Origin of the sequence: Buchnera aphidicola (Pseudoregma panicola) (genome assembly GCF_039376655.1) — a bacterium.
In the GTDB taxonomy this organism is placed as follows: domain Bacteria; phylum Pseudomonadota; class Gammaproteobacteria; order Enterobacterales; family Enterobacteriaceae; genus Buchnera_G; species Buchnera_G aphidicola_C.
Window position 1 is genome coordinate 239,999 of record NZ_CP135000.1, and the last position, 26,355, is coordinate 266,353.

A 26,355-nucleotide genomic window follows, 5' to 3' on the forward strand; every position below is an offset into this window, starting at 1 on the left:
ATTTCCATTATTATTAAAAATTTTTATAATTATATTTTTTTTATACATATGTTATTGTCTCTTAAAAAAAAATAAGAAGAATTACCAATAAATTTTTTAGGAATTTGATCATATAACCAATAATTAGTATAAATAGCTATAAGTTCTGGATAACAAAATTTACAAAAAATTTTAGAAGATAAATTACCTAAAGATCCAGCTATTGCTCTCCCTTTTAAAGATCCATATACATGAATATTACCATTAGAAATTATTTCTGCTCCATAACTAACATTGTTTATTATTATTAAATCAGAATTTTCAGAATAAATTTTTTGACCTGATCTAACAGGGTGACTTATTGTAATTGATTCATTTTTATTTTTTATAGTATCTTTTTCATTTTTAATATTTTTGATTTTAATATTAGGTAAAAATTTACTTTTTCCAATATTCAAATATGATATTCCTGAACCAATTATATAATTTTTCAAATTACAGTTTATACAACCAGAAAAACCTATTATTTTAAATTTAAAATATAATATTAACTTTTTTGTTAATATCCAATCTGGTATTTTCATATAAAACATAATATTTATTACTATAGAAGTACTTTTTAAAATATTCGGAAACTCTCTAATTTTTTTTTTAAAATATATTTCAAAATTCTTTAAATCATATTTATATAAATTCAAAACTAATAAAGTAAAATTCTTTCCATAAAATTCTAAACCATATTTATTCATACAAATTTTTCATATTAAAAAATAATAGTATAAAAATTAAAATTATATAAAAATTTTATTATAAAAAATTATATATATTACCCAGAGCGGGAATCGAACCCGCAAAGCTAAAAAAGCCGAGGGATTTTAAGTCCCTTGTGTTTACCTATTTCACCATCCGGGCAATTATAAAAACAAAAAAAAAATAATTTTTTATAGGCGTATCCCGGAGTCGAACCGAGTTTTTCGGATTTGCAATCCGACACATAACCAATCTGTCAATACGCCATATTAAAAATATAATTTTATAAAAAATAATTTATTTAAATAATATCATAAAAAAAAAATAAATCAAATTAATATTTTAACTATCTATTTTACATTTTTTATAATAAAATATATACTAAATTTTATTGTAATTTTGTTTATTTTTAAAATTTGGAGGAATGGCCGAGTGGTTTAAGGCAGCGGTCTTGAAAACCGCCGATGAGAAAATCTCATCCGAGAGTTCGAATCTCTCTTCCTCCTAAAAAATATTTATTGTAATATTTTTAATCATATTTAATTTTTTTTATAACTTTATAAAATTTAGAAAAATTAAATCCAAAAATGAACAAAGAAAAAAAATAAGAAAAAAAAGAAATTAATAAAAACAAAAATAAATATAAAAATCTAATTATTATATTAGAATATAAATAAACATAAATAAAAATATTTTTTATAAAATACATAGTTAATATCATTAATAATATAGAAAAAGTTATAATATATAAAAATCTATACCAATTTTTTTTAAATAGAAATATATTTTTTTTATTCAAATAATAGAATAAAAATAATAAATTTACCCAAGATCCTATACTAAATGATAAAGCTAATCCTATATGTTGTAACTTACTAACTAGAAATATATTCATAACTTGCGCGGAAATTATACTAAATATTGATATTTTCATAGGAGTTGAAGCATCTTGTCTGGCATAAAATGCTGAAACTAATACTTTAGTTAATACCATTGAAACAAGTCCAAAAGAATAAGCAATTAAAGTTTTTTGAGTCATTAAAGTATCAAAGGAACTAAAATTTCCATATTGAAATAAAGTAAATATTATATATTTAGAAAAAAAAGCTACAAATAAAGAACTGGGAACAGAAATTATTATACTTAATTTAATTCCCCAATCAAATAAATCAAAAAATTTATTTTTAAGATTTTTATAAAAAAAATTAGATAAATAAGGTAATAATATTGTAGATAAGGAAGTTCCAAGTATTCCAGCTGGAAATTCTATTATTCTATCAGCATAATATATCCAAGAAACTGAACCAGATATTATTAATGAAGATATTATAGTATTACACAAAAGTGAAATTTGATTAGCTGATACTCCTAACATAGCTGGAAACATTTTTTTTAAAAATAAACATATTGGTTTATTTTTAAAATTGAAAGATGGAATAATTAATCTATTAATTCTATATAAATTAAAAATCTGCAAAATTATTTGTATAAATCCTCCAAACAATACACTATATCCTAAAGACAATATGCTTGGAGAAAAATATTTAGAAAAAAAAATAGAAAATATTATCATACTTATGTTTAAAAAAACTGGCATAAAAGAAGAAGATAAAAAGTGATTCCATGCATTTAATACACATGCAGACAAAGCAACTAAACAAATAAAAAAAATATATGGAAAAATTATTTTTAGTAATAAAACTGTTATATTATATTTATCAAAATTTTTTAAAAATCCAGGAGCTATCAATAAAATAATTTTAGAAGAAAAAAACACTCCTAAAAAAATTAATACTGCTAATATTAAAATTATCAGTCCAAATATATTAGAAATAAATTTATTAACTACTTTGTTATCTTCTTTTTTTTTTAATTTTATTAAAATTGGCAAAAAAACTTGCGAAAAAGCTCCTTCAGATAATATTTTTCTAAAAAAATTAGGTATTTTAAAAGCTATAAAAAAAGCATCTGTATACATTGATACACCAAAACATCTGGCAATATAAATATCTCTTATAAAACCAACAAACCTAGAAAAAAAACTAATTAAACTTATTGACAATATAGATTTTAAAAATGCCATAATTTTACTACCTTCAATTACTAATTTAAAAATAAAAAATAAGGTTTATTATAATTTTTTTTAAAAATATATTATAAATTTTAAAAATTTTAATAAAATATATAAAAAATAATAAAATAATAGATTTTATTGAAATAATTTTATATTATTTTATACTAAAATATTTTTAATTATTTTTTGTTTTTAATTTAAAAATACTTCAATATAACATATTAAAATTTTCAAATTATATAAAATAAAATATTTTATAAATTTTAAAAAATATTTAAATAAAAAATATTTTTTTTATAAAATATATTAATATATATATACATATGTAAATATATAATATTATAATAAATAAAGTATTTTTTTAAATTATAAAAATAATATTAAAAAATTGTTTAACATAATGAGTAGAAAAAAATGATAAAAATTATAAATGACTATTTAGAATTAAATAAAATGATTTTAAATTTTAAAGCTCTTAAAGTAGAATCTACTGCATCAAATATTGCAAATTATAAAAGTGCAAATTATAATAAAAGAAATATAAAATTTAAAGAAATTATAAAAAAAATTGATGATATAAAAAAAAAAAAAGAACTTTACATAACTTGTAATAAACATATAAAAAAGTCAAAAACTATTAACTTAAAAGATTATATGAAAATTTTGGAAAAAAGAAAAAACTATAAAAAAAATAATAAAATAGATGTAAATAAAGAAAAAATGAAATTTTTAAAAAATAGTTTAAATTATCAGTTAGCAGCAACATCAATAAGTAAAAAAATAAGAAATATATATTTAGCTCTTCAAGGATAACAAAAAATGTCTTTAACTAATATATTAGATATATGTTCATCAGCTATGAATGTAGAAGAAAAAAATATTGAAATACATACTAACAATATTTCTAATGCTGAAAGCATAGAAAACAAAAATGGAAAATTTAATCCATATAAAGCAAAAATAGCAATAGTTGAAACTTATAAAAAAAATATAAATTCTCCAGAAATGTTGAGAATAAAAAAAATAATTAATACAAAAGATCCATATAAAAAAATTTATAATCCAAATCATCCTCTTGCTGATTCTAAAGGATATTTGAAATTATCTAATGTAAACTATTTAAATGAAACAGTTAATTATTTAAATGCTGCTAAAAGATATCAAGCAAATTTGGAAATAGTACAAACAATAAAATATATGATTTTAAAAACTATTGATATATCTAAATAATTAAAAATTTTAGGTATTAAAAAATTAATATAATATTTTAATTAATTTTTAAATAAAATTATAATACTAATTTAAATTAGTTAAGGAAAATATGTTAATTACTAATGTAACAAACAATGAAAAAAATAAATTAAATGAAAAAAAAATAGAAAATAAAAAACAAGAAACAAATTCTTTAGGAAACAAAACAATAAATTTTTATGATGACAGTAATGAAATAAATAAAGTTATGAATGATAAAGATATAAAAAAAAATATTGTATATGTACAAAGGGGAAAAAAATTATTAGGTGAAATATTTGATAATTTTTTTAATAGGAAACAAGCTACATATTATGGTTTATTTAGACTTATAGATAAAGATGGAAATGTATCTGTTAGTGCTAAAAGAGATTTCACTATGAATAGTGAATTCAAAATAGTAAACAATGATGGAAAATATTTAACAGGTCATTTATTTGACAAAGTTAATGACGTTAATATACCTAAAAATGAATTAAAACCTGAAATATTAGATTTTTCTAAAAAATTTTTACCAATAATAAGAAAAACAAATCAAATAAATATAGAAGCTAATTTAAATACAGAAGAAGAAGTAAAAGAAGAAATAAAATTTAATCCATTAAATCCATTAACTTATACAATAAAACGAAGTATTCCGGTATATGATAATTTAGGACATCATAATGATTTAGATATATATTTTTTAAAAAATGCAGTAAATTCTTGGAGAATAATATCCATAAATAAAAAAAATAATGAAAGATACGACCAAAATTATATATTTTATAATAGAGCTAATAATAAAATACATATAATGGGATCTGGAATAATTGTAAAATCTGATTTTAATCCTAGTACAAAAAATAAAATATTATTTAAATGTACTGATATCACAACAAATAAAAATAAACCTACATATTTTAAAAAACTTAAAGCAGATGGAGCTCCTATGAAAAGTTTAAGTCATTATGATATATGTCCTAATGGAGATGTTATAGGAGTATTTTCAGATGACACAAGAGGAAAATTAGGATTTGCTGAAATAATAAAATTTCCAGAAGATGTAAGAAAATGTTTAGAAGAACCATCTATTAGCAATACTAATGAAAGTTTAATAAATTTTTTAAAAAAAGTAGAATTTAATGAAAATGTAAAAAAAACAAAAAATTAATATTTTAAAAATTTAAAATAACAAAAATATTAAAAAAATAGAGATATAAAATTAATATGAAAAATGAAATTTGTTCTTGCATAAATTTTGCAAATAGAATATTAGAAAAACAAGAAATTATAAATAACAATTTATCAAATTTATCTACTATAGGTTTTAAAGAAAAATTTAGTTATTTTTTAAAAGTTTATAATAAAAAAAATAAAAATATAAAAAATGAAAAAATTAATTATTATAATAATTCCATTGGTCAATTAAATAATACTAATCAACCATTAGATTTATACTTAGTTAATAAAAATGGTTGGTTTTTAGTAAAAGCAAAAAATTCTAAAATATATTTAACTAGAAATGGAAATATTAAAATTAATAAAAAAAATGCTCTTAGCATAAATAACAATTTTTTAATAGGTATAAATAATAAACCAATATATATACCTAAAAATTATTTTCCAAAAATAAAAAATAATGGAGAAATTATTATAAATTATAAAAAAAAATTTTTAAATAAAGAAAAAGTAATAGGAAAAATAAAATTTAAAGAAATAAATATAAACAAATTAAAAGAAGCACATAATGGATTATTTGAAATTAAAAATAAATATTATAAAAAATATTTAAAAAATAAAAATTTAGAAATAAAAACTGGAATTTTAGAAGGTAGCAATGTAAATTCTATATCTAATATTATAGAAACTACATCAAATTCTAGAACATTTAATACTATAATGAAAATTATATCTACTATAAATGAAAATGAAAAAATAACAAATAAAATATTAAATATAAATAATTAAAAAGGAAACATAATTATGATGCCATCTATGTGGATATCAAAAACTGGATTAGATGTACAACAAAATAATATGAACATAATTTCTAATAATCTAGCAAATGTAAATACAATCGGATTTAAAAAATCAGTAGCTATATTTGAAGATTTGATATACAAAGCTACTAACAATAATATAAATGAAAAGTATGATGAAAATAATAATTCAAATAACTATTTTGATGCCGGAGCTGGAGCTAGAACTAGAGAAATACAAAAAAATTTCAGTCAAGGAAATTTGTTAAAAACAGATTCTAATAAAGACATTGCTATAAATGGAGATGGATTTTTTCAAATACAAATGTCAGACGGAACTTTAGCTTACACTAGAAATGGATCATTTTTAATAAACAATAATAGACAATTAGTAAATAAAAATGGATTGTTGTTGCAACCAAATATTACATTGCCTGAAAATTTTAACAACATTTACATTAATAAAAATGGAATAGTTAGTGTTAATATTAATAATAAAAAAGAAAAAATAGAAATAGGACAAATAAATATAGCTATGTTTAGAAACAATCCGGGACTAGAAAGTATAGGAAATAATTTATATAAAGAAACTTCTATGTCTGGAGAGCCATTAGAAACTGTTCCTGGAACATATGATGCTGGAGAATTAGAACAAGGATATTTAGAAAGTTCAAATGTAAATATAGCAGAAGAACTAATAAATATGATACAAACTCAAAGAGCATATGAAATAAATAGTAAAGCTATAAACGTATCAGATAAAATGTTACAAAAAATATGTGAAATATAAAAAAATGCATTATAAATTTAATAAAATAACTTTAAAAACTAATAAAACAAAATAAAATTTAAAGTAAAAAAATGAAAAATACCAAATTTTTAATTCCTATTTTAATATATATATTATACAAAACATGTTCTTTTAATAATTATAATGAAAAAAATATATTAGAAAAAAATAATTATATATATAAAAATATTAAAAATGAAAATGATGGATCAATATTCAAAGAAAACGTTTTAATAGAAAAAAAATATGATTCTTTATTTGAAAAATATAAAAAATATAAAGTAGGAGATTTAATATCAGTTTTAATACAAGAAAATACAATAGCTACTAATAGATCAGCTGAAAATACTAAAAGATATGCTAGTAGTGCATTAGGAGCAAAAGAAAAACAACATGGAGGTAATAAATTAACTACGATATTAAAAAATATTTTTAGATTAAATCAAAAATCTGAAAATAAATTATTTGGTTCAGGACAAAATTTTTCAGAAAATTTTTTATCTGGAATAATTACAGTTACAGTAAAAAAAATTTTACCTAATGGAAATCTACTTATATCAGGCAATAAAAATATAGTTATAAATAAAGGAAACGAAACAATAAAATTTTCAGGAATAATAAATCCTGATGACATAAGAAAAAATAATAAAATAATTTCTACTAGTGTAGCTAATGTAAAAGTAAAATATTTTAGAAATGATTATACGAAAGAAATAGAAAATATGGGATGGTGGCAAAGATTTATTTTAAATGTTATACCAATATAAAAATATTTTTATATACAACATAAAGAACATAAATGAAAAAAATATTAATTTTTAGTAAAATACTTATATCATTATTATTTTTATTTAATAGTACGTTTTCTTTCGCAGAAAAAATTAAAGATCTAACTAATATAGACGGAATAAGAGACAATCAATTAATTGGATATGGTCTAGTAGTAGGTCTGAATGGAACTGGAGATTCAGTTTCACAAGCTCCTTTTACTTTATATGCTTTAAAAAATATATTATATAAATTAGGAATAATTATAAAAAAAAATAATAATATTCAATTAAAAAATATAGCCTCAGTAATGGTTACTACAGAACTTCCATTATTTTCTGAAATAGGACAAAAAATAGATGTAAGAGTTTCTTCTATAGGGAATTGCAAAAGTTTAGAAGGAGGTACTTTAATAATAACACCATTGAAAGGAATAGATAATAAAATTTATGCAATAGCACAAGGTAAAATAATAATAGAAAAAAAAAATCATAAAAAAAATAAAAATTTTAATTTAAATTTTAACGAACCTAAAAATTCTGGTAAAATATTAAATGGAGGAAATATTGAAAAAATAGTAGAAAATAATTTTTATAATAAAAAAATAATAAATTTGCAATTAAAGCATGAAAACTTTGAATTAGCAAAAAAAATTAGTGATGAAATAAATAAATATTATCCAAATACGGCAATACCTATAAATTCAAAAAAAATAACTATATTAAATGAAACACAAACAAATAATATAGTAGAAATAATATCTAATATACAAAATATAAATATAAAAGTTCCAATAGAACCAAAAATATTTATAAACATAAATAATGGATTAATAATAACAAATAGTAAAATAAAAATAGAACCATGTAGTATAAATTATAAAAATTTATATATAAATTTAAAAGAAAATATAAAAAAAATTGATAAACAAATTAAAGAAAATCAAATAATAATAAATAGTAGTATTTTTTTAGAAGATATATTGCCAATGTTAAAAACTTTTAAAATAGAAACAAATGAAATAATAGAAATATTAAAAATATTAAAATCATCTAAATGTTTATCAGCAAAAATAGAAATTTTAAAATGAAAATATTAAATAATGAAAATTATACAATTAAATCAAATAATATATATGAAAATCAGAAAAACAATTCTAATATTATAAAAGAAAAAATAGAAGAAATATTTATAAAAATACTTTTAAAAAATATTAGAATGACAATTCCAGAAAATACGTTATTTAACGAAAAAAAAAATGAAGTTTATAATGAAATTTATGATCAACAAATATCTGAAATACTTAGTAAAAGAGGATTAAATATAATAAACAATAAATATAATCAAAAATAAAAATTTTTATATAAAATAGCAGGAGAAATATATATTAAAAAATATAAATACTCCTGCACAAAATATAAAATATATAAAAAAAAATAATTTTTTTTATAATTAAAAATAAAAAATTTTAATATATTATTGTAGTTTTATTAGTATTATATTTTTTTATAATTTTTTTTAACATATTTTTTTTTTTTTTATTTTTATGTAATCCTAAAATAAAAAAATTTGGATATTTTATATTTTTACTAAAAAATATTACAATTTTTTTATTTTGTTTTGTTTTTATAATATTATTAATATAATTTATTTTTTTTTTTTTAAAAAATATGTTAGTTGTTGCAGGGACAATTATATTTACTTGATAAACATTATCTTTATAAATTTCTTCTTCTACTAATCTAAATATCGACAATAAAAAAGACTTATTATCTATTAATAAACCATCTCCATTACATCTATCACATAAATAATAATTATATATTTGTAATACAGAGCTTAATCTCTGTCTAGACATTTCTAATAATCCAAATTTAGATATATCTCCTACCTTAATTTTAGCTTTATCCATTTTAATTAACTTCTTTAATCTATTTTTTAAAATTTTTTTATTTTTTAAAAACTCCATATCTATTAAATCTATTACTATTAAACCTCCTAAATCTCTAATTTTTATTTGATGAAATATTTCTTCTATAGCTTCCATGTTTGTATTAAAAGCTGTATCTTCTATACTATTATATTTTTTAGATCTAAAAGAATTAACATCAATAGCAGTTAATGCCTCAGTATTATCTATAGTAATAGACCCCCCAGATTTTAATGTTATTTTTCTTTTAAACAAATTATTAATTTGAGATTCTATTTTGTAAAAACTAAATAAAGAAATATTTTTACTATATACTTTTATATTTTTTAAAAAAGAAATATTTTCTATATAAAAAAAATATTTATAAATTTTTTTTAATATTATTGGATTATCTATAATTATTTTATCTGTATCTTTATGTAAGCAATCTTTAAAAGTTTTTATTACTATATCATTTTCTTTATAAACTAGACCTGGATTTTTTGTCATTTTATATTTTTTTTTTATTTTTTTCCATAATTTTATTTTTATATCTATTTCTTTTTGAAGTAATTTTATAGAAACATTTGAGCTAGCTGTTCTAATTATAAAACCCATATTATTAGGAACTTTTATAAAAGAAATAATTTTTTTTATTCTAGTTCTAGTATTTCCTGTTATTTTTTTTGATATTCCTTCTTTATTTATGCTATAAGGCAGCAAAACAGAATATATTCCTGGCAGACTTATATATGTAGTTAAAAATGCTCCTTTGTTTTTTGTTTCTTCTTTAATTACTTGAACTAATATATATAAATCAAATTGAAAAAAAATATTTTTATCTTTAAAATTTATATTATTATTATAATATAATTGTAAATTATATATTTCTTTTATAGGAAGAAATCCATTTTTTTTTACACCATAATTTATAAAAAAAGCATCTAAACTTTTTTCAAATTTTACTATTTTACCTTTATATATATTATATTTATTTTTTTTATTTATATTATTTTCTATATTTAAATAACATAATTTATTATTATCTAAAATTGCTATCCTTGTTTCTTCTTTTTTAGTAGAATTTATTAACATTATTTTCATAAAATTATATTTTAAACCTAAAAAACAATAAAAAAATATATTAACACAATATTATAACTATCAAAAAGTTTTAAACAAAAATAAAATATTATGTATTTATATAAAAAATACATAAAACTTAATATATAATAAAGTATTTAAATTATATGAAAAAAATAAAAAAAAAATATACTAATGTAAAAAAAATATTAATAGAAAAAAATTCAATAGGACAAAGAATAGACAATTTTATTAAAAAAAAATTTAAAAAAATTTCTAAAAATGCAATATATACAATGATAAGGAAGGGAAGAATAAGAATAAATAAAAAAAGAGCAAAAGCAAAAAATAAACTAAAAAAAAATGATATAATTAGAATTCCTCCAATATACAAAATAAATAAAAATAAAAAAAAAAATATATGTATAAAATATTATGCAAAAATTATAAAAAAAAGAATTTTATATGAAGACAAATATTTAATTATAATAAACAAACCTAAAAAAATTGCTGTACATGGAGGAAGTGGAATAAGTTTTGGAATAATAGAAATAATGAGATTTATATATACAATAGAAAAAAATTTAGAATTAGTTCACAGATTAGATAAAGAAACTTCAGGAATATTATTAATATCAAAAAAAAAATTTGTATTAAAATCTTTACATGAACAAATAAAAAATAGAACTACAAAAAAAACATATATAGCAGCAATACATGGAAGTTGGCCAAAAAAAATAAAAACAATAAAATTTCCTTTATTAAAAACTAAAAATATATTTGGAAAAAGACTAGTTATAGTAAATAAAAATGGAAAAGTTTCGGAAACAAAGTTTAAAATAAAAAAAAAATATAAAAATATAACAATATTAAAAATAATACTAATAACAGGAAGAACTCATCAAATAAGAGTACATACATCACAAATTGGATATCCAATAGTAAATGATAATAGATATGGAAATAGAAATCTAGACAAAAAAATTAATATAAATAATAAAAATTTATGTTTACATGCATGCAAATTTTCTTTTGTGCATCCTAAAACAAAAGAAAAAATTAATATAACATCTAATGAAAAAATAATTTTATAAAAAAGAGAAAAAAAATGGCTGTACAAAAAAGTAAACATTCTAGATCAAAAAGAGATATGAGAAGATCTCAAGATAAATGTAAGATAATTCAAATATCAATAGATAAAAACTCTAAAGAAAAACATATAAGACATCATATTACAAAAAAAAATTTTTATAAAGGCAAAAAAGTATTTTAAAAATAAAAAATTCTATATGAAATTTGTTTAATCATATAGAATTTATTTTTAATATATATTTAAAACAAATATGAAAAAAAAAATTAATTTTTCAATAATTTTTCCAGGACAAAGTAAATATAATAAAAATAGATTAATGAAACTATATAAATATGATAATTCAATAAAAAATACTTTTGAAAAAGCTTCTGAAATTATAAAATATAATATTTGGAAAAATATTTATGAAAATTCTATAAAAAAAATAAAGAATAGATATTTTCAACCAATAATAATAACAATATCAATAGCAATATATAAATTATTTATAAAACATATAAATATAAAACCTAAAATAATTGCTGGACATAGCTTAGGGGAATATTCATCATTAATATGTTCAAATTCTATAAGTTTTAAAAATTGCTTATTATTAATAAAAGCAAGAGGAAAACTTATGGAAAAAGTATCTAAAAAAAAATTTTCTACAAAATTAATATTTGGATTAACAGAAGAAAAAGTAACAAAAATTTGTAAAAAATGTTCTTACAATAATATTGTAGAAATATCTAGCATAAATTCAAAAAAAATAATTACTATAACTGGAGATTCAAAATCAGTAAAATTAGCTGTAAAACTATGTAAAATTAATAAATCTAAAAAAATATTATCTGTTCCAATATCTGTTCCAGTACATTGTAATATGTTAAAATCTATTAAAAATAAATATTTTAATTTATTAAAAAAAATAAATTTTAAAAATCCAATTTTTAATATAATAAATAATATAGATGCAAAAAATATATATAAAAAAAATAATATAAAAAAATATTTATGTAAACAATTATATAAAAAAGTTAAGTGGAAAGAATGTATTGACTATATTATAAAAAAAAATGTAAAATTATTTATAGAAATGAGTACTAATAAAATTTTTATAAAAGAAAATAATAATTTTATAAAAACAATAACAATAAATAGTAAAAAAAATATTTTATATGCAAGAAAAATAATAACAAAATGAAAAAAAAAATAGCTATAGTTACAGGTGCAAGTTCAGGAATAGGAAAAGAAATATCTAAAAAATTATTAAAAAAAGGAATAATAGTAATAGGAACAACTTCATCTGAAAAAGGACTAATAAATATGAAAAAATATATTAAAAATTCAAAAACAAGATTTTTAATAAATTTTAAAAAACCTAAAAATATAAAAAAAATAATATCAAAAATTTATTATATGTTCGGATCTATTGATATATTAATAAATAATGCAGGATCAAAAAAAGATAAAATTATATTAAATATGACAAAAAAAAATTGGTCAGAAATAATTAAAATTAATTTAACATCTATATTTTTAATGTGTAAAAACGTAATCAAATATATGATAAAAAATAAATATGGAAGAATAGTTAATATAAGCTCTATAATAGGATCAACTGGAAATATAGGTCAATCAAATTATTCTGCATCTAAATATGGAATTATAGGATTTAATAAATCTTTAGCTTTAGAAGTAGCAAAATATGGAATTACTTCTAATGTTATATCTCCAGGATTTATAAACACTAGAATGACAAAAAATATAATAAAAGAAAAAAAAAATATATATATTAAAAAAATACCAGTAAAAAGATTTGGAACAGTAAAAGATATAGAAAATGTAGTAACATTTCTAATATCAAAAAAATCTTCTTATATAACAGGTCAAACAATACATGTAAATGGTGGTATGTACATGAAATAAAAAAATTAGGAAAAACATGAAAAAAATTAAAAATATTATAAAAAATATTATATCTAAACAATTCAAAATAAATACAAAAAAAATAAAGAATGATTTTTCTTTAGAAAAAGATGCTGATATAGATTCCTTAGAAAAAATAGAATTTATTATGAGGATAGAAGAAAAATTTAATATAAAAATAAAAGACAAAGAAATAGAAAAGTTAAAAACAGTAATAGATATTTCAAAATACATAATAAAAAAAAATGAAATTAAAAAAAAATTGTCATAATAAAAGTAAATTTATAGTACTAGAAGGAATAGAAGGATCTGGTAAAACAGAAATGTCAAGATATTTAAAGAAAATATTAAAAAAAAAAAATATAAAAAAAATAATATCTGTTAGGCAACCAGGAAGCACTATTATATCTGAAAAATTAAGATCAATTCTAAAAACAGAAGTTAAAAACGAAAAAATTTATAATAAAACAGAAATATTACTTTTTTATGCATCTAGAATACAATTATTAAAAAATAAAATATTTCCATATCTAAAAAAAGGATATTGGGTTATTTCTGATAGACATAATCTTTCTACAATAGCATATCAAACTGTATACAAAAAAAATAATAAAAAAATAATAAAAATTCTATCAAACATTTTAATAAAAAATATGGATCCAGATTTAACTATATATTTTGACACGTTACCTATAATAGGTTTAAATAGAATAAGTACAAGAAAAAATATAGACAGAATAGAAAAAAGAAGTATAAATTTTTTTTTAAAAGTTAGAAAAAACTATATTAAAGAAATAAAAAAAATATCTAAAAAAATAATCATAAATGCTTCTTTAGATAAAGAATATGTAAAAAAAACTTTAAAAAAAAAAATTATATTTTGGTTAAAAAAAAATGAAAAATGAATTATATCCATGGTTATTAAAATATTATAAAAAAATAGTTAAAATGTTAAAAAAAAGACAACATCATTCTATTTTAATAAATTCTGATAACAATTTAGGAATTAATAAACTTATTTTAAATATAAAAAAATGGATATTTTGTGAAAATATAAAAAAAGAATATTTTTGTAACCAATGCACAAAATGTAATTTAATAGAAAAAAATATTTTTTTTGATATATATGATTTAAAATTATCTAAAATAATAAAAGTAAATAATTTAAGAGAAATAATAAAAAAAATATTACTAACACCTAAATATAGTAAAAAAAAAATAGTATATATAAAAAATTCTGAATTATTAACAAAATTAGAAAGTAACACATTGTTGAAGATAATTGAAGAACCTCCAAAAAATACAATATTTTTTTTACAAACAAACAAAATAAAAAATATAATATCTACTTTAAAAAGTAGACTATATATAATAAATATATTTAATATAAAAAAAAATAAAAATATAAAATGGTTATTAAAAAATACAAATTTTAATTATAAAAAATGTAATCAAGCAATAGAAATAAGTAATAATGTTCCATTATTTGCAAAAAAAATGTTGTTAGGAAATTTATGGAAAATTAGAAAATATTTTTATAAAAATCTATTTGAAAAAATAAAAAAAAAACAAATAATAGATATTTTATATGTAATAAAAAAAAAATTAATAGTTTTTTTTTTAAATTTAATTTATACAATATTATTAGATTCTATAAAATATAAAAAAAAAATGTTTAATTTTATAATAAATATAGATCAAAAAAAATTAATAATTTTAATATCTAAAAAGTTTAAAAAAAAAATTATATATAAAAGTATAATGTCATGGATGCAATTTGAAAAAAATGTATTAAATATAAATAGAATAAATTATGAATTAATTTTATTAGAACAAATATTGAAATGGGAAAAAATATTAAAAAATAATATAAACAATATATTACTTCCAGAAGTGTAAAAAAAAATGATATTAATAGATTCTCACTGCCATTTAGATAAAATAAATTATAAAAAAATAAAAAAAAATATATATCAAATATTAGAAGAAGCGAAAAAAAAAAATATAAAATATATTTTAAATGTTTCTACTTCAATAAATAATTTTGATAAAATGAATGTTTTATTAAAAAATAAAAAAAATATATTTTATTCATGCGGTATACATCCATTTTATTATAAAAAAAATATAAAAATAGAAAATATAAGAAAAAGATTAAAAAACAAGAAAGTTATTGCAGTAGGAGAAATAGGATTAGATTATTCAAAACAAAACAAAATAAATAAAGAAAAACAAAAAAAAATGTTTTTAGATCAAATAAAAATAAGCAAAGAATTTAAAAAACCAATAATAGTGCATACAAGAAATTCTATAAAAGACACAATAAAAATTTTAAAAATTTCAGAAATTAGTAAATATGGAGGAATAATTCATTCTTTTAATCAAACAAAATTAAAAAATTTAAAAAAAATAATAGATCTTAATTTTTATATATCAATATCTGGTATTATAACATTCAAAAATGCATCAGAACTAAGAAATATTATAAAATATATACCATTAAATAAAATTCTTATAGAAACAGATTCACCATATCTTTCTCCAGAACCTCATAGAGGAAAAGAAAATCAACCTTCAAATTTATATTATATAGCAAAATGTGTTGCAAAATTAAAAAAAATAAAATTAGATGAAATTTCAGAAATAATGAAAGAAAATTTTAAAAAATTATTTAATTTAAATAAAAAATTAATAACATAAAACATAAATATAATATAATAATTTTATAAAATACAAAAATAGAGATTAAATATGTTCAAAAATATTTTTTCTAATTTACAAAAAATAGGAAAATCTTTAATGTTACCTGTTTCTGTTCTTCCAATAGCAGGTATATTGTTAGGTATAGGTTCAGCTAATTTTTCAATTGTTCCTAGTTTAATTTCAAATATAATGATTGAATCAGGAAGTTCTATATTTAAAAATATGCCTTTAATTTTTGCTATAGGGGTATCATTAGGTTTTACTAAAAATGATGGTGTAGCAGCATTAGCATCTGTCATTTCATATGAAATAATGTCTAAAACATTTTCTATAATGTTACCTGCTTTAACAAATTTTACTACTGTTTTGGATAAACAAACTAACCTAATTGATACAGGTATTTTAGGTGGAATTTTATCAGGTGCAATGTCAGCATATTTATTTAATGTATTTTATAAAATAAATCTTCCAGAATATTTAGGATTTTTTACAGGAAAAAGATTTGTACCAATAATATCAGGGTTATTTTCAATAATTTTAGGAATTTTATTATCATTAATATGGCCTCCTATAGGAAAAATAATAGAAAAATTTTCTGAATGGGCTGCATATCAAAATCCAATATTAGCATTTTTTATTTATGGTTCTGTAGAAAGAGCATTAATACCATTAGGCCTTCATCATATATGGAATGTGCCATTTCAAATGCAAGTTGGAGAATATGTAAACAATTCAGGAAAAATATTTCATGGAGATATTGCAAGATATATGGCTGGTGACGTTACAGCTGGAAAATTATCTGGAGGATTTTTATTTAAAATGTATGGATTACCAGGGGCTGCTATAGCTATATGGAAATGTGCTAAAAAAATAAATAAAAAAAAAATAGGTGGTTTAATGACATCAGCTATTTTAACTTCATTTATCACCGGAATAACAGAACCAATTGAATTTGCGTTTATGATATCAGCACCTATTTTATATATAGTACATTCTATATTAGCTGGATTGTCATTTCCAATATGTATTTTATTAAATATGAGAGCTGGAGCAAGTTTTTCTCATGGAATTATAGATTTTATGATATTAAGTGGTAACAGCAACAACATTTTATTATTTCCTATAATAGGTATATTATATGGTTTTATATATTATATAATATTTGTGACATTAATAAAATTTTTTAAATTAAATACTCCAGGTAGAGAAAAAATATATAAAATTTATAAAAATAAAAATATTATTCCAGAGTTAATAAAAGCTTTAGGAGGAAAAAAAAATATTTCTAATTTAGATGCATGCATAACAAGATTAAGAATAACAGTTTTAAATGCATCTAAAGTTAATAAAAATAAAATAAGTAATCTAGGAGCATCTGCAGTTATAATTTCAGGATGCGGAGTTCAAGCAGTTTTCGGAACTAAGTCAGATAGTATAAAAACTAATATTGAAGAACATTTAAAAAAAAAACTTTAAATAATATTTAAAAAAGTGGGTTTTACAACCCACAATATAATAAAAATTTTTAATTTAAGTATAAAATAGAAGAGAATAAATATGAATTGTGAAAATATTTTTACAAAAATAATAAAAAAAAAAATTAAGTCAAAAATAATATATCAAAATAAAAAAGTTACAGCTTTTGAAGACGCAAATCCAAAATCTCCAATACATATTTTAATTGTTCCAAATAAAATAATAAAATCTATAAATAAAATAAATAAAAAAAATAAAAATATAATAGGAACTATGGCATATACAGCAATAAAAATAGCAAAAAAATTTAATTTTTATAAACAAGGGTATAGAATTGTAATAAATTGCAACAAATATGGTGGTCAAACAATACCACATTTACATATGCATTTATTAGGAGGAAAAATATTAGGAAAATTTTGTTAATAAAAAATATTTTTTATATTATTTTATAATTATAAAATAATATAAAAATTTATTAAAAATTAAAATATTAAATTCTAATAATTAAATTTATTAAGAGTTTTTGGAAAAGGAGATGCATCTCTAATATTTTCTAAACCTATTATGTAACATAACAATCTTTCAAATCCTATTCCGAATCCTGAATGAAAAGAAGTTCCATATTTTCTTAAATCTCTATACCACCAATATTGTTTTTTATTTAAATTAAATTCTTTAAATTTATTGTCTAAAACATTTAATCTTTCTTCTCTTTGAGATCCACCTATAACTTCACCTATGTTAGGAAGAAATATATCCATAGAAGAAACAGTAATATTATCTAAATTATTCCTCATATAAAATGCTTTTAACTCTTTAGGAAAATTTTTTATTATTAAAGGTTTACGAAAATATTTATTTACAATATATTTTTCTTTTTCTAAAGATATATCTTCTCCAAAAGATATTTTTTTTCCTAATTTGTTTAATAGAACAATTATATCTTTATATTCTAGTTCTACAAAATTTAATTCTATTAAATTATTTAAATTAATTATTATATTTTTATTAAAATTTTTTTCTAAAAATTCTATATCATAAAAAGAACGTTTTAAAATATATTCAGAAACATATTTTAAAATATTTTTAGATAATAAAATTATATTTTCTAAATCAAAAAAATATGCTTCTATTTCTAACATCCAAAATTCAGATAAATGCCTTTTAGTATTAGAATCTTCTGCTCTAAATACAGGTCCAAATGTATATACTTTAGATAAAGCTGAAGCATAAGTTTCTAAAGTTAATTGACCTGATACAGTTAAAAAAGAATCTTCAAAAATTTTTTTTCTTTTATTCAAAAATTTACTTTTTTGATAAAAATCATATGGACTTACATTGAACATAGACCCTGATCCTTCAGTATTTATTCTTGTAATAATTGGTGTTGGAACCCATAAAAATTTTTCTTTTTTAAGAAAACTATTTATACCATTTAATAAACTGTTTCTAATTCTTGAAATAGAACTAAATAATTTAGTTCTTGGTCTTAAATGTGCAAATTTTCTTAAATATTCAAAAGTATGTTTCTTCAAAGAAATTGGATATTTTTCTGGATTGTTTACAATTCCAAATACTTTTAATTTTTTTAATAATAATTCATATTTCTGTTCTTTTCTTCTTGAATATATTAAAATACCTATTACATAAACAGAACAACCACTAGTTAATTTAATAATTTCATTTTTATAATTTTTTAAATTTGATTTAGCTATTACCTGTAAAGTATTAGAACAAGAACCATCAAAAATATCAATAAAAGATATTCCACTTTTAGAATCTCTTTTACTTCTTATCCATCCATAAATTTTTATTTCTTTTTCTATTTTTATTTTATTATAAAATATTTCTTTTATAGAAAAATTTTTCATTTTTTTGTTTACCAAAAGTATAAAAAATATGATTATAAATAAATTTATACACAATTATTTAAAAAATAAAAAATATAATTTTTTTATAATAATTGTTTGTTTGATTTTATTTTTTTTATAATTGATTTTTTAATTTTAATTAAATTAAATATTTTATTTTTTTCAAATTTTATTATATTTTTAGGAGCCTTTTTTAAAAAATTTTTATTACTAAGTTTATTTTTTGAAGAATTAATATTAAAATTTATTTTTTTTATTTTGTTTATAAAATTTCTAATATTTAAACTATCATAATATTTTTTTTTATAAATAACTATTATTTTAGCTTCTTTCAACACTTTAACAAAATAATCTTCATAATTATATGTATTTTTTAATAAAATAATTTTTTTTAAATTAGCCATTTTTATTAAAAAATTTATATTTTGAAAAAAAATTTTTTTCAAAGAAATTTCATAAAATTTTATAACAACGGAAATTTTTTTTGAAAAATTTATTTTTATTTTATTTCTAATAGATCTAATATTTCTTAAAAATTTTTTTATAAAAGTCACATTATATAAAATATTTTTATCTATAAGATCTTTTTTATAACTAGGAAATTTTTGCAATAAAATACTTTTAGTACAATTATATTTAAAAAATTTTATTTTTTGCCATATTGATTCAGTAATAAAAGGAATAATAGGATGAGAAGAAACTAAAAGTAGTTGAAAGATCTTAATTAAATTATTTTTATAATATAGTATGTCTTTTTTAGGAAAAAATTTAAAAATTATTTTTAAGAATTCTAAATACCAATTACAAAAACTGTTCCAAATAAAATTATATATTACTACAGAAGCTTTATCAAATCTAAAATTATCTATATAATATCTATATTTTTTTATCATAATATTATATTTTGAAATTATCCAGATATCTATAATATTAAATTTTTTAAAAATCATATTTTCATTTATTTCTTTTCTAGATATATTAGAAAATATAAAAATATTGATGTTCCAAATCTTATTACAAAAACTTTTGTAACCTTTTAATCTTTTCATATCCCAATTTATATTTCTAGTAGGAGAAGATAAAGATGCTAAAGTAAATCTTAAAGCATCAGCACCATAAGAATCTATTCCATTAGGAAAATTATTTTTTGTTCTAATTAAAATATTATTTTTCATAGAACTTTTAAACATATATGTCGTTCTTTTTTTCAATAAGTCTTTTAAAGAAATGCCATCAATTATATCTATTGGATCTATTACATTTCCTTTAGATTTAGACATTTTATTTCCAATTTCATCTCGAATTAAACCAGTAATATAAACCTTTTTAAAAGGTATTTGAACAGGAAATTCTTTATTTCCTTTTAATAAAACTAAAGTTAACATTATCATTCTAGATATCCAAAAAAATATAATATCAAAACCACTAACTAAAACATCAGTAGGATGAAACATTTTCAACAAATCATTTTTCTTAGGCCACCCCAAGGAAGAAAAAGACCATATAGCTGAAGAAAACCAAGTATCTAATACATCTTTATCTCTCTTTAAAAAAAAATTTTTTGGTAATAAATTTTTTTTTATTATTTCTTTTCTATTAATTCCTACATATATTTTACCATCACTATCATACCATGCTGGTATTTTATGACCCCAAAATAATTGTCTTGATATACACCAATCATCTATGTTTTCCATCCAAGAAAAAAATATATTTCTATATTTTTCTGGAATAAATTCTATTAACCCATTTTTAACCAATTTAAATGCTTTTTTAGAAATTTTTTTTACTTTTAGATACCATTGATCTGTTATTCTTGGTTCTATTAAAGACCCTGTTCTATCACCTATAAGAATTTTTATATTTTTACTAACTGTTTTTTCTAATATATTTTCTTTTTTTAAAAATTTTAAAATTTTTTCTCTAGCTTTATACTTGTCTAAATTATACAAAAATTTTGGAGATGTTTCTTTGCATACATTATTTTCAAAATATATTGTAAATTTATTACAAATATTTCCTGAATCAGTAAAAATATTTATTAATGGTAATTTATTATCACAAGCAATTTTATAATCATGAAAATCATGAGCTGGAGTAATTTTTACACACCCAGTACCTTTGTTTTTTTTTATAGATTTATCTGATATTATAGGAACAATTCTATTTACAATAGGAACTAAAACATTTTTTCCTAAAAAATTTTTATATCTAGAATCTTTTGGATTAACAGCAACAGCTACATCTCCTAAAAGAGTTTCAGGTCTTGTAGTTGCAACTGTGATATATTCTTCTTTGTTTTTAATTTTATTATTATCTTTTACAATATAATATTTTATATACCACATAAATCCTTTACATTTTTTTTTCTCTATTTCTATATCTGATATAACACTCTTACAACTAAAATCCCAATTTACTAAAGATTTCTTCTTATATATTAATTTTTTTTTATATAAAGAAATAAAAGCAAATTTAACAGAATGAGACATATTTTTATCCATAGTAAAACAATTCCTTTTCCAATTTACTGAACTTCCTAATCTTCTGATTTGAGAACAAATATTATTTTGCATCTTATCTTTCCATTGCCAAATAATTTTTAAAAATTTTTTTTTAGAAAATTTTATTTTTTTATATTTATATTTTGAAAATAAATAATTTTTTACTATTATTTGAGTAGCTATACCAGCATGATCAGTTCCAGGTTGCCATAATATATTTTTACCTATCATTTTATTATATCTTATTATTATGTCCATTATAGTATGCTGAAATGCATGCCCCATATGCAAATCTCCTGTAATGTTTGGAGGAGGCATTACTATACAAAAATTATTTTTATATTGCTTTTTATATTCAAAATAACCGTTTTTTTCCCAAAAATCATATAATACTTTTTCTATTTTTTTATGATCATATATTTTTTTCATATTATTTCTGTTGTAAAATTAATTATTTTTTAATTTAAAATATATATTTTAATAATTTTTTTATAAAGTAATATTAAAAATATATTAAAAAATTATATGTATTAAAAAAAAATATATTTATAAAAATAAATATAACATATAAAAATTTTATACTTTAAAAAATAATAATATTTTTTAATATTTTATAAAAAAAAATATTATATTAAATTTTTATAAATTTATTGTTTAAAATAATTTTAAACAATTTAATACAAAATTATATTTTATAATATAAAAAATAATAAAAAAATAAAATGTATAATTAAAAAAAATATATAATGTAAAAATATAACAATAAAATTATTTTTGTGTAAAATACAAAATAATTATAATAATATTTACTACATATTTTTTTTTAAAAAAATAAAATTTATATAATTTATATAAAATATTTTTTAAAAATATAAAAAAAATAAAATAAAATATTAAAAATAGATATAAAAATGAAATATACTAAAATAAATAATTTTGCACTAAACTAATAAAAAAAATATAATTATATAAAATATAAATATATAATAAAAATAAATTATGAAAAATTCATTATATAATAAAAGTTTATTATCTTTAAAAGATTTAAACAAATTAGAAATAAAAAAAATAATTAATCTAGCTAAAAAATTAAAACATTTAAAAAAAACAAAAAAAAAAATATCTTTTTTAGAAGGTAAAAACATAGTTTCAATATTTGAATTAAATTCCACTAGGACAAGATGTGCTTTTGAAATATCAGCATTTAATCAAAAAGTAAATGTTACAAATTTAGATGTAAAAAATACTCATATGGGAGAAAAAGAATCTATAGAAGATACTGTAAAAGTATTTAATTTTATGTACGATGCTATACAATATAGAGGCCCAAACCATAATGTAATAAAAGAAATAAAAAAATATTCTAAAATACCAGTATGGAACGGTTTAACTAATAAATACCATCCTATACAAATATTATCAGATATATTTACAATTATAGAAAATTTAAAAAAAAACAAAAAACTATGTAAAATAACTATTGCATATATAGGAGATTGTAAGAACAATATAGCCAAAACTATTTTAGAAGCTTCAAAAATTTTAAACATAAATATAAATATGATATCTAATAAAAAATTTTTACCAAAAATTAAGAAAAAAAATAAAAAAATATTATTTACAGAAAATAAATATATAGGATTAAATAATGTAGATTTTATATATACAGATACTTGGTTTTCTATGGGTCAAAACAATAATAAAATAAAAAATAAAATAAAATTATTAAAAAAATATCAAATTAACAAAAATTTATTAAAAAAAACTAAAAATGAAAATACTAGAATATTACATTGCATGCCTGCAATTCACAATAATAAAACAGAATTTTCTAAAAAAATTTTTAGAAAGTACAAAATTAATAATGGATTAGAAATAACTGATGAAGTATTTAAATCTAAAAATAGTTTAGTATTTGAACAAGTTAAAAATAAAATATATATAATACAAGCAATAATGATATTAAGTTTAAAAAAAAATATAAACTTTTTAAAATTTTAATTATATTTTTAATATATAATAAAATTATATAAAAAATAATATAAAATTTTAATTAAATGAAAAATATTAAAAAAAAAATTCCAAAAGAAATAGGTCCATATAGTTATATTTATGAGTCAAAAGGAATTTTTATGATATCAGGTCAAATACCTATATCTAAAAAAAATAAAAAAATTCCTAAAAAAATATCTTCACAAATAAAAATAATATTAGAAAATATAAAAAACATTATTAAATGCAATAATTTAGAAATAAAAAATATAGTAAAAATTACAATTTTTGTGACAAATATCAAAAATATAAAAATAATAAATAAAATATATAAAAAATTTTTTGAAAAATATACAAAAAAATTTCCAGCTAGAACATGTGTAGAGGTATCTAAACTTCCTAAAAACTCTGATATAGAAATAGATGCAATAGCTATTAAATAAAATATGCCACGTAGTGGCATAATATTAAAAATTTTAGTTAAATCTTTTTTTTGTATTAGTAATATTTTTTCTTTTAAAAACATCCTTTCTAAAAAAATTTTTCTTTATATTTTTATTAAAAATATTATTTTTAAATCCAGATATAATCTTAATATTAATTAACTTATTTAAAATTCTAGTATTTTTAAAATTTTCTAAAAAATTATTTTTTTTTGTTACATTCTTTGATATTTCTATAGTAGAATGAAAATCAAAAAGTTTTATATGTCCTATATTATTACTACTAATATTACCTTCATTAGCTATTGCTCCTACAATATGTCTTACTTCTACTCCATCTCTTTTCCCTACACTTATATTATACAAATTCATGTTATAAGCATTTTTTTTATATAACTTGCTCGAACTTCTATCATAAAAATTTTCTTTAATTTTATTATTAAAAAAGTTTTTTCTTAATTTATTTTTTTCTTTTATAATTAAAGGTCTATCTTTTTGCGCTATTTTTAATAATATTGGTAATAATATATCTAAATTAATATTCTTTATTGCATCCATTTTTTTAAATATTTTTTTGTATGTATCTAAATCTTTACTATTTACTTCTTCTATAATTTTTTTACAAAAATTATTTAATCTAATTTTTTCTAAATATTTAGAATTAGGCAAATCTATTCTTAATATTTTAGTTTTTATAGATCTTTCTATATTATATAACAATCTTCTTTCTCTAGGTTCTACAAATAATAAAGCATTTCCTGATCTTCCAGCTCTTCCTGTTCTTCCTATTCTATGTATATATGATTCTACATCCATCGGAATATCATAATTAATAACCAAACTTATTCTATCGACATCTAACCCTCTTGCTGCAACGTCTGTAGCAATCAATATGTCTAATCTTCCATCTTTTAATTTTTCTAACGTTTTTTCTCTTATAGATTGATTCATATCTCCATTTAATGCTGAGCTATTATAACCATTTTTTTCTAAAACTTCAGATACTTCTATAGTAGAATTTTTTGTTTTAACAAAAATTATAGTTGCAGAAAATTTTTCCGTTTCCAGAAATTTTATTAATGCATCAGTTTTTTTACCATATACAATACAAAATTTTTGATTTATATTAGGTCTATTTTTTATGCTAGATTCTACTTTTATTTCTTTAGGAAATTTCATGAATCTTCTAGAAATTCTTCTAATTTCGTTAGGCATTGTAGCTGAAAAAAGAGCAGTTTGATGATCTTTCGGAATATTAGACATTATATTCTCTACATCTTCTATAAAACCCATTCTAAGCATCTCATCAGCTTCATCTAAAACTAAACTTTTTAAATTAGAAAGATTTAAAGTACCTCTTTTAATATGATCCAATAACCTTCCAGGAGTTCCTACTATAATTTGAGGTCCTAATCTTAATATTTTTAATTGTAATTCATATCTTTGACCTCCATATAAAGCTAAAACATTTATTCCTGAAATATATTTAGAAAATATAGAAAAAGATTTTGATACTTGTATAGCTAACTCTCTAGTTGGAGTTAATACTAAAATTTGAGGCAATCTTAAATTTAATTTTATATTGTTTAATAAAGGTAAAGCAAAAGCAGCAGTTTTACCACTTCCAGTTTGAGCCATTCCTAATACATCTACTCCTTTTAACAAAAAAGGTATACACAGTTTTTGAATTGGAGATGGTATTATATATTTTATTTCATTTAATGATTTTATTAAACAATCTTTTAATCCTAAAGAAGAAAATGTAAATTTATTATTAGTCATGCAATTTTATATGCC

26 protein-coding genes and 3 tRNA genes are annotated in these 26,355 nt (G+C 18.1%); 21 read left to right on the plus strand and 8 right to left on the minus strand.

The window, feature by feature from the left end; translation table 11 throughout:
- Positions 1-29 precede the first annotated feature (29 nt).
- The 3 genes from minC to RJT18_RS01105 all read right to left on the minus strand — a co-directional run bounded on the left by minC (position 30) and on the right by RJT18_RS01105 (position 995).
- Positions 30-728: a septum site-determining protein MinC gene (gene minC, locus RJT18_RS01095; protein ID WP_343154600.1), complete on the minus strand. Its 699-nt coding sequence runs from the start codon at positions 726-728 to the stop codon at positions 30-32.
- Positions 729-806: 78 nt separating this feature from the next.
- Positions 807-891: transfer RNA gene (locus tag RJT18_RS01100), tRNA-Leu, on the minus strand.
- A gap of 33 nt (positions 892-924) precedes the next feature.
- Positions 925-995 (minus strand) — tRNA-Cys (locus tag RJT18_RS01105).
- Between the two features lie 152 nt (positions 996-1,147).
- On the opposite strand from RJT18_RS01105, the gene RJT18_RS01110 reads away from it, so the two are divergent.
- Positions 1,148-1,235, plus strand: a tRNA-Ser gene (locus RJT18_RS01110).
- A gap of 23 nt (positions 1,236-1,258) precedes the next feature.
- On the opposite strand, the gene murJ is transcribed toward RJT18_RS01110, so the two are convergent.
- Entirely contained in the window at positions 1,259-2,812 is a 1,554-nt protein-coding gene (gene murJ, locus RJT18_RS01115; protein WP_343154602.1) for a murein biosynthesis integral membrane protein MurJ, read from the minus strand.
- A gap of 405 nt (positions 2,813-3,217) precedes the next feature.
- Here murJ and RJT18_RS01120 point away from each other — a divergent pair, with 405 nt between their 5' ends.
- The 8 genes from RJT18_RS01120 to RJT18_RS01155 all read left to right on the plus strand — a co-directional run bounded on the left by RJT18_RS01120 (position 3,218) and on the right by RJT18_RS01155 (position 8,926).
- Positions 3,218-3,616, plus strand: coding sequence for a hypothetical protein (locus tag RJT18_RS01120; RefSeq protein WP_343154604.1), 399 nt, complete (start codon positions 3,218-3,220; stop codon positions 3,614-3,616).
- Between the two features lie 6 nt (positions 3,617-3,622).
- Positions 3,623-4,033, plus strand: coding sequence for a flagellar basal body rod protein FlgC (flgC, locus tag RJT18_RS01125; protein ID WP_343154605.1), 411 nt, complete (start codon positions 3,623-3,625; stop codon positions 4,031-4,033).
- 91 nt (positions 4,034-4,124) lie between these two features.
- A complete protein-coding gene (locus tag RJT18_RS01130) occupies positions 4,125-5,207 on the plus strand; it encodes a flagellar basal body FlgE domain-containing protein (RefSeq protein WP_343154607.1) in 1,083 nt (360 codons plus the stop codon).
- 56 nt (positions 5,208-5,263) lie between these two features.
- Complete coding sequence (locus RJT18_RS01135; protein WP_343154608.1) at positions 5,264-6,004, plus strand: flagellar basal body rod C-terminal domain-containing protein; 741 nt, start codon at positions 5,264-5,266, stop codon at positions 6,002-6,004.
- A gap of 15 nt (positions 6,005-6,019) precedes the next feature.
- Positions 6,020-6,805 carry a flagellar basal-body rod protein FlgG gene (flgG, locus tag RJT18_RS01140; protein WP_343154609.1) on the plus strand — a complete coding sequence of 262 codons (786 nt, stop codon included), beginning with the start codon at positions 6,020-6,022 and terminating at the stop codon, positions 6,803-6,805.
- A gap of 71 nt (positions 6,806-6,876) precedes the next feature.
- Positions 6,877-7,572, plus strand: a complete 696-nt coding sequence (locus RJT18_RS01145) for a flagellar basal body L-ring protein FlgH (protein ID WP_343154610.1) — start codon at positions 6,877-6,879, stop codon at positions 7,570-7,572.
- A gap of 32 nt (positions 7,573-7,604) precedes the next feature.
- On the plus strand, positions 7,605-8,663 hold the full coding sequence (gene flgI, locus RJT18_RS01150; RefSeq protein ID WP_343154611.1) for a flagellar basal body P-ring protein FlgI: 1,059 nt from the start codon (positions 7,605-7,607) through the stop codon (positions 8,661-8,663).
- Positions 8,660-8,926, plus strand: coding sequence for a hypothetical protein (locus tag RJT18_RS01155; protein WP_343154612.1), 267 nt, complete (start codon positions 8,660-8,662; stop codon positions 8,924-8,926). The genes flgI and RJT18_RS01155 overlap by 4 nt, the downstream gene beginning before the upstream one ends.
- Before the next feature lie 115 nt (positions 8,927-9,041).
- Here RJT18_RS01155 and RJT18_RS01160 read toward each other — a convergent pair whose 3' ends face one another.
- Positions 9,042-10,586, minus strand: a complete 1,545-nt coding sequence (locus RJT18_RS01160; protein ID WP_343154613.1) for an Rne/Rng family ribonuclease — start codon at positions 10,584-10,586, stop codon at positions 9,042-9,044.
- 146 nt (positions 10,587-10,732) lie between these two features.
- Between RJT18_RS01160 and RJT18_RS01165 the strand changes: the two genes are divergently transcribed.
- The 10 genes from RJT18_RS01165 (at position 10,733) to RJT18_RS01210 (ending at position 18,171) form a co-directional block, all read left to right on the plus strand.
- On the plus strand, positions 10,733-11,659 hold the full coding sequence (locus RJT18_RS01165; protein WP_343154615.1) for an RluA family pseudouridine synthase: 927 nt from the start codon (positions 10,733-10,735) through the stop codon (positions 11,657-11,659).
- 14 nt (positions 11,660-11,673) lie between these two features.
- Positions 11,674-11,838, plus strand: coding sequence for a 50S ribosomal protein L32 (gene rpmF, locus RJT18_RS01170; RefSeq protein WP_343154616.1), 165 nt, complete (start codon positions 11,674-11,676; stop codon positions 11,836-11,838).
- 70 nt (positions 11,839-11,908) lie between these two features.
- Entirely contained in the window at positions 11,909-12,841 is a 933-nt protein-coding gene (locus tag RJT18_RS01175; protein WP_343154617.1) for an acyltransferase domain-containing protein, read from the plus strand.
- Complete coding sequence (gene fabG / locus RJT18_RS01180) at positions 12,838-13,566, plus strand: 3-oxoacyl-ACP reductase FabG (protein WP_343154618.1); 729 nt, start codon at positions 12,838-12,840, stop codon at positions 13,564-13,566. Before RJT18_RS01175 ends, fabG begins: the two co-directional genes overlap by 4 nt.
- 16 nt (positions 13,567-13,582) lie before the next feature.
- Positions 13,583-13,837, plus strand: a complete 255-nt coding sequence (locus RJT18_RS01185) for a phosphopantetheine-binding protein (protein ID WP_343154619.1) — start codon at positions 13,583-13,585, stop codon at positions 13,835-13,837.
- A complete protein-coding gene (gene tmk / locus RJT18_RS01190) occupies positions 13,812-14,471 on the plus strand; it encodes a dTMP kinase (RefSeq protein ID WP_343154620.1) in 660 nt (219 codons plus the stop codon). The genes RJT18_RS01185 and tmk overlap by 26 nt, the downstream gene beginning before the upstream one ends.
- Positions 14,461-15,465 carry a DNA polymerase III subunit delta' C-terminal domain-containing protein gene (locus tag RJT18_RS01195; RefSeq protein ID WP_343154622.1) on the plus strand — a complete coding sequence of 335 codons (1,005 nt, stop codon included), beginning with the start codon at positions 14,461-14,463 and terminating at the stop codon, positions 15,463-15,465. Before tmk ends, RJT18_RS01195 begins: the two co-directional genes overlap by 11 nt.
- Positions 15,466-15,471: 6 nt before the next feature.
- Positions 15,472-16,266, plus strand: coding sequence for a TatD family hydrolase (locus tag RJT18_RS01200; RefSeq protein WP_343154623.1), 795 nt, complete (start codon positions 15,472-15,474; stop codon positions 16,264-16,266).
- Between the two features lie 51 nt (positions 16,267-16,317).
- On the plus strand, positions 16,318-17,745 hold the full coding sequence (ptsG, locus tag RJT18_RS01205; protein WP_343154625.1) for a PTS glucose transporter subunit IIBC: 1,428 nt from the start codon (positions 16,318-16,320) through the stop codon (positions 17,743-17,745).
- A gap of 81 nt (positions 17,746-17,826) precedes the next feature.
- Positions 17,827-18,171, plus strand: a complete 345-nt coding sequence (locus RJT18_RS01210; protein ID WP_343154626.1) for an HIT domain-containing protein — start codon at positions 17,827-17,829, stop codon at positions 18,169-18,171.
- A gap of 74 nt (positions 18,172-18,245) precedes the next feature.
- On the opposite strand, the gene asnS is transcribed toward RJT18_RS01210, so the two are convergent.
- Together asnS and RJT18_RS01220 are read right to left on the minus strand one after the other, a co-directional pair.
- A complete protein-coding gene (gene asnS / locus RJT18_RS01215) occupies positions 18,246-19,619 on the minus strand; it encodes an asparagine--tRNA ligase (RefSeq protein WP_343154627.1) in 1,374 nt (457 codons plus the stop codon).
- 83 nt (positions 19,620-19,702) lie between these two features.
- Positions 19,703-22,552, minus strand: coding sequence for a valine--tRNA ligase (locus RJT18_RS01220; protein WP_343154629.1), 2,850 nt, complete (start codon positions 22,550-22,552; stop codon positions 19,703-19,705).
- A gap of 570 nt (positions 22,553-23,122) precedes the next feature.
- Between RJT18_RS01220 and argF the strand changes: the two genes are divergently transcribed.
- Together argF and RJT18_RS01230 are read left to right on the plus strand one after the other, a co-directional pair.
- Positions 23,123-24,124: an ornithine carbamoyltransferase gene (gene argF, locus RJT18_RS01225; protein WP_343154630.1), complete on the plus strand. Its 1,002-nt coding sequence runs from the start codon at positions 23,123-23,125 to the stop codon at positions 24,122-24,124.
- A gap of 56 nt (positions 24,125-24,180) precedes the next feature.
- Complete coding sequence (locus RJT18_RS01230) at positions 24,181-24,558, plus strand: RidA family protein (RefSeq protein WP_343154631.1); 378 nt, start codon at positions 24,181-24,183, stop codon at positions 24,556-24,558.
- A gap of 33 nt (positions 24,559-24,591) precedes the next feature.
- Here the strand turns inward: RJT18_RS01230 and RJT18_RS01235 are convergent, their stop codons facing one another.
- Positions 24,592-26,340, minus strand: coding sequence for a DEAD/DEAH box helicase (locus RJT18_RS01235; RefSeq protein ID WP_343154633.1), 1,749 nt, complete (start codon positions 26,338-26,340; stop codon positions 24,592-24,594).
- Between the last annotated feature and the right edge of the window lie 15 nt (positions 26,341-26,355).